The sequence below is a fragment of the Limnohabitans sp. 2KL-3 genome, assembly GCF_001269405.1.
Lineage (GTDB): Bacteria > Pseudomonadota > Gammaproteobacteria > Burkholderiales > Burkholderiaceae_C > Limnohabitans_A.
Genome location: NZ_CXON01000029.1, coordinates 1 through 14,091 on the forward strand (window position 1 = coordinate 1; position 14,091 = coordinate 14,091).

A 14,091-nucleotide genomic window follows, 5' to 3' on the forward strand; every position below is an offset into this window, starting at 1 on the left:
CATCCGCAGGAGGTTGAGGGCGATGCTGCGCAAGCAGCAAAAGAGCCCGGGGATGGGGAAGAGCCAAGTTGATCACAAACGCTGGCCAAACGAGTACTTCGCGCAGTTGGGGCTGTTCACCATGACGCAGGCCCGAATGCAAGCGAGCCAATCCCGATGAGGAAACCACTGACTGGAGAGCCGTGTGCGGGAAAACTGCACGCACGGTTCGGAGGGAGGGGAGGCCTTGGCCTTTCCTACCCCTATCAAGGGAATGCCTGCATTTTGTAGGAGCCCCGCCCTCGGGGCGATGCGTGGTGGTCTGCGGGGCTTGATCGCGACGGGGGCGTCGCTCCTACAAGGGGATGCCTGCATTTTGTAGGAGCCCCGCCCTCGGGGCGATGGGGTGGTCTGCGAGGCTTGATCTCGACGGGGGCGTCGCTCCTGCAAGGGAATGCTTGCATTTTGTGGGAGCCCCGCCCTCGGGGCGATGTGTGGTGGTCTGCGGGGCTTGATCGCGACGGGGGCGTCGCTCCTACAAGGGGATGCCTGCATTTTGTAGGAGCCCCGCCCTCGGGGCGATGCGAGGTGGTCTGCGGGGCTTGATCGCGACGGGGGCGTCGCTCCTACAAGGGAATGCCTGCATTTTGTGGGAGCCCCGCCCCCGGGGCGATTGGGTGGTGGTCTGCGAGGGTTTAAAAAAGCGGTGATGCAGGGTTCACATCGGATTCAAAAACTGGCCCCAGCCACCACACTCACAAAATCTCTGTCCAGCATCAGGTTGTATTGACCACCGCTGTAGCGGTGGTACTGGAGCTCGGCGAAATAGTTTTGCCCCATTTGGGCGCGAAGGGCAGGCCGAAACAGCATGCGCCCTTGTGAATAAGCACCATCATGGGAATAGCCCTTGACGTCCTTGGACACCAGCACCGAAGGGGTCCAAGTGATGCCACCTGCTGCGTTGGCGTAAGTGGCCGATGCCAACATTTTCAGACCCCAAGCGCGGGCTGTGACATAGCCATCGCTGGTGCATGTTTTTCCGGGCACGGCGTCCACACAAGCGGGGCCACCGGTGTAGGCCGCTGCGTTGTAGGGTTGCGGCCGTCCATAACGCAAGACCGAGGTGTCGGGCAATCCCTTGATCTGGTTGATGCCCAACTCGGCCAGCAGCACCACCCGGTCTGCGCCCAAGGCTTTGGGAAAAATCGAGTCCACCCCCAAGCTGCCCGTGCCCACATCAAAACGGTCATACGCATCAAAGGTGCCACCGACAGGGATTGCGCCAATTCCCTTGTTCAGGGCCAGCACCGCCGTGGGCTGGCGCGACACAAATCCGTAAAGAACGTCGTAGGCATTCAAGGAAACCGGCTGATGCCGGCGATAAGCCACTTCACCCAACAAACGCACCGTGGGTGTCAGTTGTTTGTGCAAACTCAAACCCGTCAACGCCACATCTTCCGGATAAACCATGGCGTAATTGACCGAGCGAGCACCGGGTGTCTTGGCGTTGACCGTCATGCGCAGGCTGGGCATATTGCTGTGCGTGTTCATGGCGAACACTTTGACATCGGCATTCCAAGGCTCGAGTTTGTAGCCGAAAGACACGCCATATTGGCCCGAATTCCTGGGCATGACATTGGCGTTGCGGTGCACGTAATCGCCGCTCGAGAGCAAAGCTTGTTCTGACGCGCCCGCCAGAGGCGCAAAATCGCAACCCTTTGGCGCCAAGGAGGCGATATCGAAATAAGTGCCACAGCCGGGAAAAACATGGCTGCGAGCCTCATAGGCAGCGAATGCCTCCAGACTCCACCGATTTCCGGCGGCCCACTTCCCACTCAACATGCCCAAGGGCAGTTTGCTCTCGGCGGGCAATGCCCCAGGGCGCTGAGCGGATGCCGCATCGTTCGGATGAATCCCCGCCTGGATGCCACCCGCGTGCAAGGCCGAAGCACCCCACTGCAATACCTGACGCCCCCAACGAAGGTCCAGTGTTTTGCCTTGCCCGCCAGAAAATTGACCATACAAGAAGGCCTCGTGAAACGCCATCCGGCTGAATTGAGCGCTGGGCGAGAAGCCTTGGTCGTCCAAGGGTTGGTCTGGCTGAAAGCCATTGGGGTAATGCCCATAGGGCACACTTTTTTCACCTAAAACAAAGTCTTGCCAAGCCCTGCCACGCAAGAACAGGCCCACACCGTCTTTTTTGACGTCAAGGTCCAGCACCGCCTTGAGCACCGTCGAAATCGGCTCGCCCTTGGCAAAATTCAAATTTGACCCACCCGATTGGCCCTGTAAAAGGCCTCGGGTCGTTCCTGGCACAGCACGAGATGGCCAGTCCGAATAAACCAGCGGGTTGGCTGATTCGCTGCGGATTTGGGTACCCCAGGTGAGGGTGCCATTGAATTTGCCTTCCAGACCCTGACCATCGCTGAAGTCGATGGCAGCCGCTGGGCAAGAGATCAAACCAGTGGCTGTCAGAGTCAGAAAGACTCGATTTTTTTTCACTTGACGATTCCTTTGAAGGGGGCCGAGTCTTTTTGTTTGGCCTTTTATGATCTCATATGCAGTGACATTGATTCGTTAAATTCACCAAAATTATGACTTTTTCGATTTGGGCGGGTGTCTACAAGACCCTTTGAGGCACCGCAATACCGAGAAAGTTCTTGTGGCCAGTCAAACGCCAAGCTTGGTGGCAGAATGCCCGGTCTTCTCGGCGTGTCCCCAATCACCAGACCGCCATCCTCGACCCCTGTCTGCAATCCCTCCCCATTCATGATGTCTTCCTCCGCCGGCACGCTCGGCATTGACTTTGGCACTTCCAATTCAGCCATGGCCTGGCACGGCCCAGAGGGCCGCGCACGCCTGATCCCACTGGAAGGCGAGGCCCTGGCCATGCCCACGGCCGTGTTCTACAACGCCGAAGACGGCAGCACCCACTTTGGGCGCGACGCCATCGGGCATTACCTGGAGGGCACCGAGGGCCGCTTGATGCGCTCGCTCAAAAGCCTGCTGGGCAGCCCACTCCTGTTGGAGACAACGCAGATTGGCCACCAGCAAATCAGTTTTCAGGACATCATCGGCACCTTTTTGGCGAAGCTGCGCGAGCGTGCCACCCAAAGCCTGGGCAGCGCCCCGCGCCGTGTGGTGATGGGCCGCCCGGTGCACTTTGTCGACGATGACCCTGAGCGCGATGGCCAAGCCGAAGCCTCGCTGCGCCAGGCCGTCGAGGCCTTGGGCTTTGACGAGGTGTCGTTTCAGCTCGAGCCCATTGCCGCTGCGCTGGACTATGAGCAGCGCTTGACCCAAGAAAGCACCGTGCTGGTGGTCGACTTGGGGGGCGGCACCTCGGACTTTACCGTGGTGCGCCTGGGGCCAGACCGCATGGCACGCACCGACCGAAGCCGCGACATTCTGGCCACCACGGGTGTGCATGTGGGTGGCACCGACTACGACCGACAGCTCAACTTGGCGCAGGTCATGCCGCTGTTGGGCTACAAACACATGGGCCCGGAACACCGCGAGGTGCCCAGCGGCGTGTTTTTTGACTTGGCCACCTGGCACCTGATCCATTGGCAATACCAGCCCAAGGCCATGGCCCATGCCAAAACGCTGCGCAGCAACTACAGTGACCCTCGCCTGCACGAGCGCCTGATGCGCGTGCTGACCGAACGCCATGGTCACCTCATGGCGCACGAGGTCGAACAGGCCAAAATCCGGTGCTCGGTCAAGCGGGCCGACACGGACATTGACCTGTCAGTGATGGAGCGCGACTTGCATGCCCCCCTGGGGGTGGCAGACATGCAAGCCCATTTGCACGATTTGCTGGCCCGCACCGTGGCTTGTGCCCGAGAGTGTGTGCAGCGTGCGGGTTTGACCGATGCTTCGTTGGACGCGATTTACCTCACGGGTGGCTCTTCGGCCTTGAGCTCATTCCAGCAAGCCTTGCAGCGCGAATTTGTGGGTGTGCCGCTGGTCGAAGGTGATTTGTTTGGCGGTGTGGCGCTGGGGTTGGCCTACAGCCGTTGAGCGCTTGCGAAGTGGGCGACCCAGTGGGCTTCAAGCCCAGTCTTCGCCCGCGTCCCAAGAGGCATCACCTGCATCCAATACATCGTCTGCCGAAGCCTGTGGCGACACCAAGCCCGGCAAAGATTCCTCTTGGGCGTTGCTCAGTGGTGATGCGGTGTTGGACTCGGGCGAGGGCTTTTGGTGCCCCATGAGGCTTTGCACCCCTTGAAACAACAAGCCACCCGCCACCACGCCCGCTGCGGTGGTGGCCAATTGGGCCATCATGCCGCCGCCCCAGGCGCTGGTGGAGGCCGGGGCGGGCATGGCCGCTGGGCGTGCCGCCGTGGGTGAGTGGGTGGCAAAACGGGACGTGGCGGCGTTGGCTGGCAAGGGCTGCACCGGTGTTTCTGGTCCACGCCCCCAAGCGTGGGCGCTCGACATCCACGACCCATTCGAGCTGGCAGTAGTGGCTGTTGCCTGGTTTTTTTGCAGCTGGGTCAACTCGTTCAACTGCTGGGCGCATTGCGCTTCCAATTGCGCCATGCGGGTCTGGGCCGCATCCAACGCCATGCCCAAACCCATGGCCCGCTGCACCAGCAAATAAGGGGCGTCCGCTTGTGCAGCGATCGCTTCGCGAATCAGGCCGTCGGCCGTGGGGTCTTTGGGGTCGGCACGGGTCTGGCGCAAAGCGCTCAAAAACTGCTGCAACTGGTCACGTTCTGCGGCGTTCATCAGGGAACCTTTCAGGCAATGAAGGGCTCATTATGGGCAAACACACGGCCAGTGAGTTGAGCGCTGGGCACAAAACCGCAGATCGAAAATGACTCTCCTGACAGGCGTTGTGGGCCCCGCCCCCGGGGCGATGGGTGGTGGTCCGCAAGGCTTCATCGCGGCGAGGGCGCCGCTCCTACAATTTCTGTGGGAGCCCCGCCCTCGGGGCGATGGGTGGTGGTCTGCGAGGCTTCATCGCGGCGAGGGTGCCAATCCTACAAAAACTGTTCATGCAAACATCATCGGGCCGGATTATCCGGTGCGCAGCTTCAAAGGCACAATGACCATCAACTGAAAAAATGAAGCGGAGACACCATGAAAGAGACCCCCTATGCCTGGGTGGTGGTTTGGGCCACATTTGCTTGCCTGGCGCTGATCTTTGGGGTGTCGTATTCGTTTGCGGCGTTTTTTGAGTCGTTTGCGGCTGAGTTCTCGGCGCAGCGGGCCGATGTGTCCTGGATTTTTGGCCTCTCGGGCTTTGTTTACTTTGTGCTGGGCGCGGGCGGCGGCATGCTGGCCGATCGCTTTGGACCGCGCACTGTGTGCTCGGTTGGCATGGCCCTCATTGCGCTGGGCCTGCTGGCCACCAGCTGGGCCACGTCTTTGCTGGCGGTGTATGTGAGCTACGGCTTGCTGGTGGGCCTGGGCATTGCGCTGGTCTACACCCCGTCCATTGCCAGCGTGCAGCCCTGGTTCACTACCCGGCGCGGCTTGGCCGGGGGCATTGCCAGCTCGGGCGTGGGCGCAGGCACTTTGCTGGTGCCGGTGCTGGTGGCCATGGCGATTGGTCCCATGCCCTGGCGCGAGGCCATGCAGCTGCTGGCCTTGGCGGTCTTGGTGCTGGGTGTGTTGGCGGCGGGTTTGCTGCGCCGCGCTCCTGCCGCACAGACGGCCCCCGGTGCGTCCCGTGCGGGGGGCTCGGGCTCCGGGCTGACTTTGCGCGAGACCTTTCGCAGCCCCACTTTTCGCTGGTTGTACCTGGCCACGGTGCTGGCCTCGCCCGTGATGTTCATTCCCTTTGCCCATGTTTCGGCCTCGGCGCGTGACCTGGGTTTGGGCGAAGCCTTTGCCGTGGGACTGGTGGGCCTGATTGGCGTGGGCAGTCTGGTCGGGCGCTTTGCCATTGGCCTGCTGGCTGACCGGCTGGGCCGGGCGCAGACGCTGGTGCTGATGCAGCTGTCCATGGGCGCGTCGTATGTGCTGTGGGGCGCAGCGGGTGGTCAGGCCATGCTGGTGCTGTTTGCGTTGTGGTTCGGCCTGAGTTATGGCTCCATCGTGTCGCTTTTGCCCGCCATTTGCATGGATTATTTTGGGGGTCGGTCGGTGGCCAGTGTGGTGGGCACGCTCTACAGCGGCGCGGCCTTGGGCAACTTGCTGGGCCCGGTGCTGGCCGGGGCGGTGTTTGATCACAGCGGGCATTACCTGGGCGTGATGGCGGTGTGTGGCGGGCTGTCTCTGAGCGCCACTTGGGCCTCGCGGCAAATGAAGCTCAGCGGGCAGGCGCGGTATTGACGGTATGAGCTCCTATGGAGCAGATGCGCCCCGAGGGCGGGGCTCCCACAAAATGCCGGCATCCCCCTTGTAGGAGCGACGCCCCCGTCGCGAAAAGCCGTGCAGACCCCCAACAATCGCCCCGAGGGCGGGGCTCCCACAAAATGCAGGGCATCCCCCTGTAGGAGCAACGCCCCCGTCGCGATCACCCTCGCAGACCCTCAACAATCGCCCCGAGGGCGGGGCTCCCACAAAATGCAGGGCATCCCCTTGTAGGAGCGACGCCCTCGTCGCGATCACCCTCGCAGACCCTCAACAATCGCCCCGAGGGCGGGGCTCCCACAAAATGCAGGGCATCTCCCTGTAGGAGCGACGCCCCCGTCGCGATAACCCTCGCAGACCCCCAACAATCGCCCCGAGGGCGGGGCTCCCACAAAATGCAGGGCATCTCCCTGTAGGAGCGACGCCCCCGTCGCGATAACCCTCGCAGACCCCCAACAATCGCCCCGAGGGCGGGGCTCCCACAAAATGCAGGGCATCCCCCTGTAGGAGCGACGCCCCCGTCGCGATCACCCTCGCACACCACCCCATCGCGAAAAGCTTCGCAGATCACCCTTCACTTCAAACTTCACAGGGTTTGATCCATAAAAAACACCCTGCAACACTTAAGCTTGAGGCTTCAACAGAAAAACGCTGAAGAAAACAAGGGCCCCATGCACAACGATTTGCACGCGCTGCGGCGCATCCTTAAAAGTTATCCCACCATCGCCGTGGTGGGCTTGTCGGCTGAATGGCACCGGCCCAGCTATTTCGCGGCCAAGTACATGCAGTCGCACGGCTTCAAGATCGTGCCGGTCAACCCGCGCTATGCGGGCGGCGAGATCCTCGGTGAAACCTGTTACGCCAGCCTGAACGACATCCCTTTTCAAGTGGACATGGTCGATGTGTTTCGCCGCGCCGAAGACGTGCTGCCGATTGCCGAGCAGGCGGTGCAGATCGGCGCACGCTGCCTGTGGCAGCAGCTGGGCGTGGCCAACCCTGAGGCCGATGCCCTGGCCCGGCAGGCGGGTTTGGATTCGGTGAGCAACCGCTGCGTGAAGATCGAACACGCCCGGCTGTTCGGCGGCCTGAACTGGGTGGGCGTGAACACCGGCATCATTTCGGCGCGGCGGCTGGTGTGAGGGCTTCTCATTGATCAGGCCAGATGTTTGCATCTTTTGCACCGCGACCCCGTAGGTCGGTAGCTTTAGCTCCGACAGTGCTGGTTGGTCGCGGGCACTTGTCGGGGCTAAAGCCGCCGACCTACAAAATCATTGACCATTGAACTCTTGACAGGGTCGGATCAATATTTCTGCTCTTGCCATTTTTGAACCCTCTTTTTCCACCCGAACACCATGACCGACCGCCAATTTCACCCCGAAACCCTGGCCATCCACGCCGGGCAAATCCCCGATGCAGCCACCGGCGCACGCGCCTTGCCCATCTACCAAACCAGCAGCTTTGTGTTTGACAGCGCCGAACATGCGGCCTCGCTCTTTAACTTGCAGACCTTTGGCAATGTGTATTCGCGCCTGAGCAACCCCACGGTGGCGGTCCTCGAAGAGCGTGTGGCCGCGCTCGAAGGCGGGCGTGCTGCCGTGGCCAGTGCCTCGGGCATGGCGGCCGAAACCATGGCGCTCATGACCATCTTGCAGTCGGGCGACCATGTGGTGGCGGCCGGGGCTTTGTATGGCGGCTCGGTCACGCTGCTGGCCGTGAGTCTGGCCAAGTTCGGCATCGAGACCACTTTTGTCGATGCGACAAAGCCTGAGGCTTTTGCCGCTGCCATGCGCCCCAACACCCGGGCGGTGTACGCCGAAAGCTTGGGCAACCCGAGCATGGTGGTGCTTGACATCGCCGCCGTGGCCGAGGTGGCCCATGCGCACGGCGTGCCGCTCATCATCGACAACACCGTGCCCAGCCCGCTGCTGTGCAACCCGCTGGCGCTGGGGGCCGACATCGTGGTGCATTCGGCCACCAAATACCTGGCGGGGCACGGCACCACCTTGGGTGGCGTGGTGGTGGAGGGCGGCAAATTTCCTTGGGACAACGGCAAGTTCCCCGGCATGACCGAGCCGTCCCAGGGCTACCACGGCGTGAAGTTTTACGAGACCTTTGGCGACTTTGGCTTTTCCATGCGCTGCCGCATGGAAAGCCTGCGCGTGTTTGGCGCATCGCTCAGCCCCACGAGCGCCTGGCAAATTCTGCAAGGCGTCGAAACCCTGCCGTTGCGCATGCAAAAGCACTGTGACAACGCGCTGGGTGTGGCGAAGTTTTTGCAGGCCGATGCGCGTGTGGCTTGGGTCAACTATCCCGGCCTGCCCGACCACCCGCAACAAGCCCTGATGCAGCGCCAGATGCGTGGCGCGTCAGGCTTGCTGTCTTTTGGCGTGAAAGGCGGCCTGGCCCAGGGCGTGACCTTCATCGAGTCGGCCCAGTTCATGAGCCACCTGGTCAACATTGGCGACACCCGCACCCTGATCAGCCACCCTGCCAGCACGACACACCGCCAGCTCGACGACGCCCAGCAACTGGCCGCGGGCGTGCCGCCCGACATGGTGCGCATCTCAGTCGGCTTGGAGAATCTGGACGACATCCTGTGGGACATCGACCAGGCGCTGGACAAGGCCAGGCGATGAAAACACAGGAGTCTTCTTGTAGGTCGGCACCTTCAGGTCCGACATGACGCGTGGTGCACCGTTGCCGTTTGCAATGTCGTTTCGCGAAAAAATAGCTGTCGGACCATAAAGGCCCGACCTACGGGGGATGTCGGACCGCAAAGGCCCGACGGGGGATCGGCCATCAACCCACTGGCAGAGGTTGTCTCTTGTAGGTCGGCACCTTCAGGTCCGACATGACGCGTGGTGCACCGTTGCCGTTTGCAATGTCGCTTCGCGAAAAAATAGCTGTCGGACCATAAAGGCCTGACCTACAGGGATATCGGCCAGCAAAGGCCTGATGGGGGGCGGTCATCACCCCACCGGCAGAGGTTGCCTCTTGTAGGTCGGCACCTTCAGGTCCGACATGACGCGTGGTGCACCGTTGTCGTTTGCAATGTCGCTTCGCGAAAAAATAGCTGTCGGACCATAAAGGCCCGACCTACGGGGGATGTCGGACCGCAAAGGCCCGACGGGGGATCGGCCATCAACCCACAGGCAGAGGTTGTCTCTTGTAGGTCGGCACCTTCAGGTCCGACATGACGCGTGGTGCACCGTTGCCATTTGCAATGTCGCTTCGCGAAAAAATAGCTGTCGGACCATAAAGGCCCGACCTACGGGGATATTGGCCAGCAAGGGCCTGATGGGGGGCGGTCATCAATGCGCCAGCAAGGCCTGCTTGCGCTTGCGCTCGGCCTGAAGCAGCCCGAGGCCAGCCGCCACCACCAGCGCAATGCCGCACCAGGCCAGCGGGTTGGGTACATCGCCCCACATCCAATATCCCAGCACCAAGGCCATCAGCAAGCCGCTGTAGCGGAACGGTCCGATCACGCTCATGTCGCCCAGCCGCATGCTGAGTGTGAGCAGGTGGTAACCCGCCGCAAGGCACAGCGACGCGCCGAACAGCAGCCACAGGTGCTGCGTGCCCATGGGTTTCCAGGGCTCAAACAGGCTCCACACCCCCGCCAGCAGCGTCACCATGAGCGCTGTGGACAAGGTGATCAAAAGTGAAGGCACCTGCGCGGGCACCAGTCGGGTCAAAAAATCTCGCCCCGCGTGCAGCAGTGCCGCAAACAGGCAGAGCAAGGCATAGGCATTGAAGTCGCCCATGCGTGGCTGCACCACCAACAACACCCCCGCAAAACCCAGCACGATCAAGCCCCAGCGGCCCAGGCTCACCCGTTCATGCAAAAAGAACACCGCCATCAGGGTCAGGAACAAGGGGCCTGCCAGGTTGATCGCGGTGGCGTTGCCCAGTGGCAAATGGAATACGGCCGTGAGGTAAGTGAAAGAAGCCAGACTGTCCATCACGGCGCGGGCGGGCACCGATCGGGTGAGCGCGGTGCGCCAATGCCGCAAGTGGCCCATCCCACCTGCCAGTGCCAGCAGCAGTGCCGTGGTCATCACGCCGCGTACAAAAATCAGCTGCGGCGTGGACAGGTCGGCGCTGACCCATTTGACCAAGGCGTCGTTGACCACAAAAAACACCATCGCCCCGGTCATGGTGACGATGCCACGGCGGTTGTGTTGGCTCATGCTGGCAACCCTTGCAAAAATGGCAAAGCTTGGGCCAGCAGGGCGTCAGGCGCTTCTTCGGCGATGTAGTGGCCGCAGGGCAGCGCCTGGCCCGTGACCTGGGTGGCCATTTTTTGCCATTCCTTGAGCGGCTCAAAACAGCGCTGCACCACGCCTTGAGCGCCCCACAGCACTTGCAACGGCATCTCCAGCTTCCTGCCTTGGGCGATGTCCTCCCGGTCGTGCTCTAGGTCAATGCCTGCCGAGGCCCGGTAGTCTTCACACAGGCCATGCGCTGCGCCCGGCAGAGCCAGGCAGCGCTGGTATTCGGCCAGCGCCCGAGGGTCAAACGGGGCCAGTCCGGCGCTGCGGTTGCCCATGACATCGGTGACATAGCCCGCCGGGTCGGCTTGAATCAGGCGCTCGGGCAGGGGTTGTGGCTGGATCAAAAAGAACCAGTGCCAATAGGCACGGGCAAAGGCCTCGGTGGTCTGTTCGTACATGGCCAAGGTGGGCGCGATGTCGAGCAAGGCCATGCGGCTGACCGCTTGCGGGTGGTCCAAGGCCAGGCGGTGCGCCACGCGAGCCCCCCGGTCATGGGCCAGCACCACAAAGCGCGCAAAACCCAGCTGCTGCATCAAGCGCACTTGGTCTTGCGCCATGCTGCGTTTGGCGTAAGCCGCGTGGTCCGGCCCGCCTTTGGGCTTGGACGAATCGCCATAGCCGCGCAAGTCGGCGGCCACCACCGTGAAATGCTGCGCCAGCGTGGGGGCGACTTTGTGCCAGATGGCCAGGGTTTGGGGGTGGCCGTGCAAAAGCAACAAGCCGGGACCTTGTCCGCCCACCATGGCCGAAATCGAGATGCCGGGGCTGACCTCCAGCAGGTGGTGGGCAAAACCGGGAAACAAAGGCAAGGCAGGGTGGTTCATGGGCAAATCGGGGCTTCGGACACCGCCATGCTGAAGCCCTGCCGAATGGCGCGCTCGACCAGCGGAGTGTCAGACTGGCCATTATTGGGCCACTGCGCGCCAGTGCCTGTGACCTGCGAGACCCGCCGCCGGTCAGTGAATCAGGCAGGCCAGCGCTTAAACTCCCCGCTTTCATCCCAAGACAAGGAAGACCCCATGGGCGCGCAGTGGAAAGCAAAAGGCAAGGCACAGGCAGCTGATGCCAGAGGCAAATTGTTTGGCCGTTTGGCCAAGGACATCATGATTGCGGCCCGCAACGGCGCCGACCCGGCGGCCAACTCGCGCCTGCGTCTGGTGGTGGAGCAAGCCCGCAAAGTCTCCATGCCCAAGGAAACGCTGGAACGTGCCATCAAAAAAGGCGCAGGCCTCTTGGGCGATGCCGTGAGCTTTGACCGCGTCATTTACGAAGGTTTTGCCCCACACCAGGTGCCCGTCATGATCGAGGTGCTGACCGACAACGTGAACCGCAGCGCGTCAGAAATGCGCGTGCTGTTCCGCAAGGGCCAACAAGGCACCTCGGGCTCGGTGTCCTGGGACTTTGACCATGTCGGGTTCATCGAAGCCGAACCTGCCCAAGCCGGTGCCGACGCTGAACTGGCCGCCATTGAAGCCGGTGCACAAGACTTTGAGCCGGCCGACGAAGACGGCGTGACGGTGTTCATCACCGAAGCCACCGACCTGGACCTGGTCAGCCGCGCCCTGCCCGAACACGGCTTCACCGTGGTGTCGGCCAAGCTGGGCTACAAACCCAAAAACCCGGTGGACCCCGCCAACCTGAGCGCCGAGCAACTGGAAGAAGTCGAAGCCTTTTTGGGCGCGATCGACAACAACGACGACGTGCAAAACGTGTTTGTCGGCTTGGCAGGCTAAAAGTTCAAAGCTTTAAACAAGGGCCTGACGGGACGTTCCCGTCAGGCCCTTTTGCATGGGCGCAGGACCTCCGCACCCCTCAAATTGGTGCGCACCGACGCACCAAGCAAGGGAAATCCATGAGCCACAAGTGATTTGTGCACACCTATGATGCACAAATCTTGCATACAAGATGTCAAAACAAGTGGCACGGTATTCGCTAGAGATTCAGTCAAAGGAATCCCCCACCTGTGAACTCCAAAGACATTGCCGACCGGATCGTGCAAGCGATCCTGGCCCAAAAGCTGATGCCCGGCACACGCCTGGGCGAGCAGGCTTTGTCCATGCTGTTTGACTGCAGCCGCACCTTGGTGCGCGAAGCGTTGATGCAACTGGCCGCGCGTGGCATTGTGCAGGTCAGCTCGCGCCGGGGCTGGTTTGTGGTGCAACCGTCCAAAAGCGAAGCCCGCGAGGCCTTTGAAGCCCGCAGGGTGATCGAAACCGGTCTGATCCGCAGCGCAGGCGCGATGGACAAGACCACGCTCAAGCGCCTGAAGCAACACATCCAGCAAGAAAAAACCGCGCTCCAACAAGACGATGTGGGCCGTCGCAGCTTTTTGTTGGGCGATTTTCATGTGTGCCTGGCCGAGTGTCTGGGCAACCAATTGCTGGCCGACACGCTGCGCGACTTCACGGCCCGCACCACCTTGATCGCCATGCTCTACCAGTCCAGCCACGACGCGGTGAAGTCTTGCCAGGAACACATCGAAATCGTGCAGGCGCTGGAGCGGGGCGACAAGGAAAGCGCCGAGCGGCTCATGGCCGAACACATTGGTCAGGTGCAATCGGCGCTGCAAATCAACGCCTCCCCCGCAGACCCGCTGGCCGAATTGCGGCTGGCCCTGGCCCCCATGAGCACACCGATGGCGGTCAAGAAAACCCGCTCGCGGTCACCACGTACAGCTTCACTTGACGCCTCGTCTTCCACCTCACCTTCCACTTACCTAGGAGCCTTGTTATGAAACTCTCGAAACGCCTTGCCTTGTCCGCTGCCGTGGCCGCCAGCCTGTTGACTTTGGCCGGTGCCAGCCACGCCCAAGCGGCACTGGACAACATCCAGAAAGCCAAGCTGATCAAGATCGCCATCCCCACCGACTTTCCGCCTTATGGCTTTGTGGGCATTGACCTCAAACCCCAGGGCCTGGACATCGACATGGCCAATTTCATTGCCGCCAAGATGGGCGTGAAGATCGAGCTGATGCCCGTGACCAGCGCCAACCGCATCGCCTACCTGCAAACCAAAAAGGCCGACCTGGTCATCTCCACCTTGGGCAAGAACGCCGAGCGCGAAAAAGTGATCGACTTCACCTCGGCTTACTCGCCTTTCTTCCAGGGCATTTACGGCCCCAAAACCATCAGCATCAAATCGATGGCCGATCTGGCCGGCAAAACCGTGGCAGCCACCCGTGGCGCTTTGGAAGACCAGGAATTGACCAAAGTGGCCCCTGCGGGCACCGAGATCAAACGCTTTGAAGACAACAACGCCACCGTCTCGGCTTTCGTTGCAGGCCAAACCCAACTGCTGGCCACGGGCGTGTCGGTGGCGGGCGTGATGATGCAAAAGAATCCGCAGCTGAACACCGAATACAAGCTGCTGCTCAAAGACAGCCCCAACTTCATTGGCGTGGGCAAGGGCGAAGACGCACTGCGCACCAAGGTCAACGCCATCATTGCCGAGGGCAAAAAGTCGGGTGACATCGACAAGATGGCGCAAAAGTGGCTGGGCCGCCCTGCTGGTCAATTGCCTGAATAAACCCTTC

At 61.5% G+C, this 14,091-nt stretch carries 11 protein-coding genes; 7 read left to right on the forward strand and 4 right to left on the reverse strand.

Annotated elements, in window-relative coordinates; translation table 11 throughout:
- Positions 1-708: 708 nt before the first annotated feature.
- Positions 709-2,481 carry a DUF1302 domain-containing protein gene (locus AMM41_RS20325; RefSeq protein WP_194944906.1) on the reverse strand — a complete coding sequence of 591 codons (1,773 nt, stop codon included), beginning with the start codon at positions 2,479-2,481 and terminating at the stop codon, positions 709-711.
- A 267-nt stretch (positions 2,482-2,748) separates the two neighbouring features.
- On the opposite strand from AMM41_RS20325, the gene AMM41_RS20330 reads away from it, so the two are divergent.
- Complete coding sequence (locus AMM41_RS20330; protein WP_089963602.1) at positions 2,749-4,002, forward strand: Hsp70 family protein; 1,254 nt, start codon at positions 2,749-2,751, stop codon at positions 4,000-4,002.
- Between the two features lie 30 nt (positions 4,003-4,032).
- Here AMM41_RS20330 and AMM41_RS20335 read toward each other — a convergent pair whose 3' ends face one another.
- A complete protein-coding gene (locus tag AMM41_RS20335) occupies positions 4,033-4,713 on the reverse strand; it encodes a DUF2076 domain-containing protein (RefSeq protein ID WP_089963603.1) in 681 nt (226 codons plus the stop codon).
- Positions 4,714-5,067: 354 nt separating this feature from the next.
- Between AMM41_RS20335 and AMM41_RS20345 the strand changes: the two genes are divergently transcribed.
- The 3 genes from AMM41_RS20345 to AMM41_RS20355 all read left to right on the forward strand — a co-directional run bounded on the left by AMM41_RS20345 (position 5,068) and on the right by AMM41_RS20355 (position 8,921).
- The gene (locus AMM41_RS20345; RefSeq protein ID WP_089963607.1) at positions 5,068-6,264 is read left to right on the forward strand and encodes an MFS transporter; all 1,197 of its coding nucleotides are present in this window, start codon (positions 5,068-5,070) and stop codon (positions 6,262-6,264) included.
- Between the two features lie 692 nt (positions 6,265-6,956).
- Complete coding sequence (locus AMM41_RS20350) at positions 6,957-7,424, forward strand: CoA-binding protein (RefSeq protein WP_089963627.1); 468 nt, start codon at positions 6,957-6,959, stop codon at positions 7,422-7,424.
- A 213-nt stretch (positions 7,425-7,637) separates the two neighbouring features.
- Complete coding sequence (locus AMM41_RS20355) at positions 7,638-8,921, forward strand: O-acetylhomoserine aminocarboxypropyltransferase/cysteine synthase family protein (protein ID WP_089963608.1); 1,284 nt, start codon at positions 7,638-7,640, stop codon at positions 8,919-8,921.
- A 675-nt stretch (positions 8,922-9,596) separates the two neighbouring features.
- Here AMM41_RS20355 and AMM41_RS20360 read toward each other — a convergent pair.
- Positions 9,597-10,475 (reverse strand): DMT family transporter, encoded by an 879-nt coding sequence (locus AMM41_RS20360; RefSeq protein ID WP_089963610.1) that lies wholly within the window; start codon positions 10,473-10,475, stop codon positions 9,597-9,599.
- On the reverse strand, positions 10,472-11,383 hold the full coding sequence (locus AMM41_RS20365; protein WP_089963612.1) for an alpha/beta fold hydrolase: 912 nt from the start codon (positions 11,381-11,383) through the stop codon (positions 10,472-10,474). Before AMM41_RS20365 ends, AMM41_RS20360 begins: the two co-directional genes overlap by 4 nt.
- A gap of 195 nt (positions 11,384-11,578) precedes the next feature.
- Here AMM41_RS20365 and AMM41_RS20370 point away from each other — a divergent pair, with 195 nt between their 5' ends.
- From AMM41_RS20370 to AMM41_RS20380, 3 genes are all read left to right on the forward strand, one after another.
- Positions 11,579-12,292: a YebC/PmpR family DNA-binding transcriptional regulator gene (locus AMM41_RS20370; protein ID WP_089963613.1), complete on the forward strand. Its 714-nt coding sequence runs from the start codon at positions 11,579-11,581 to the stop codon at positions 12,290-12,292.
- Positions 12,293-12,522: 230 nt separating this feature from the next.
- Entirely contained in the window at positions 12,523-13,293 is a 771-nt protein-coding gene (locus tag AMM41_RS20375) for a GntR family transcriptional regulator (protein ID WP_089963615.1), read from the forward strand.
- A complete protein-coding gene (locus AMM41_RS20380; RefSeq protein ID WP_089963617.1) occupies positions 13,290-14,084 on the forward strand; it encodes a transporter substrate-binding domain-containing protein in 795 nt (264 codons plus the stop codon). The genes AMM41_RS20375 and AMM41_RS20380 overlap by 4 nt, the downstream gene beginning before the upstream one ends.
- The last annotated feature ends 7 nt before the right edge of the window (positions 14,085-14,091 follow it).

What these genes read in the sequence shown, in the direction of transcription:
- AMM41_RS20330 (WP_089963602.1), top strand. Translation starts at nt 2,749, where the DNA reads ATGATGTCTTCCTCCGCCGGCACGCTCGGCATTGACTTTGGCACTTCC.
- AMM41_RS20335 (WP_089963603.1), bottom strand. Translation starts at nt 4,713, where the DNA reads ATGAACGCCGCAGAACGTGACCAGTTGCAGCAGTTTTTGAGCGCTTTG.
- AMM41_RS20345 (WP_089963607.1), top strand. Translation starts at nt 5,068, where the DNA reads ATGAAAGAGACCCCCTATGCCTGGGTGGTGGTTTGGGCCACATTTGCT.
- AMM41_RS20350 (WP_089963627.1), top strand. Translation starts at nt 6,957, where the DNA reads ATGCACAACGATTTGCACGCGCTGCGGCGCATCCTTAAAAGTTATCCC.
- AMM41_RS20355 (WP_089963608.1), top strand. Translation starts at nt 7,638, where the DNA reads ATGACCGACCGCCAATTTCACCCCGAAACCCTGGCCATCCACGCCGGG.
- AMM41_RS20360 (WP_089963610.1), bottom strand. Translation starts at nt 10,475, where the DNA reads ATGAGCCAACACAACCGCCGTGGCATCGTCACCATGACCGGGGCGATG.
- AMM41_RS20365 (WP_089963612.1), bottom strand. Translation starts at nt 11,383, where the DNA reads ATGAACCACCCTGCCTTGCCTTTGTTTCCCGGTTTTGCCCACCACCTG.
- AMM41_RS20370 (WP_089963613.1), top strand. Translation starts at nt 11,579, where the DNA reads ATGGGCGCGCAGTGGAAAGCAAAAGGCAAGGCACAGGCAGCTGATGCC.
- AMM41_RS20380 (WP_089963617.1), top strand. Translation starts at nt 13,290, where the DNA reads ATGAAACTCTCGAAACGCCTTGCCTTGTCCGCTGCCGTGGCCGCCAGC.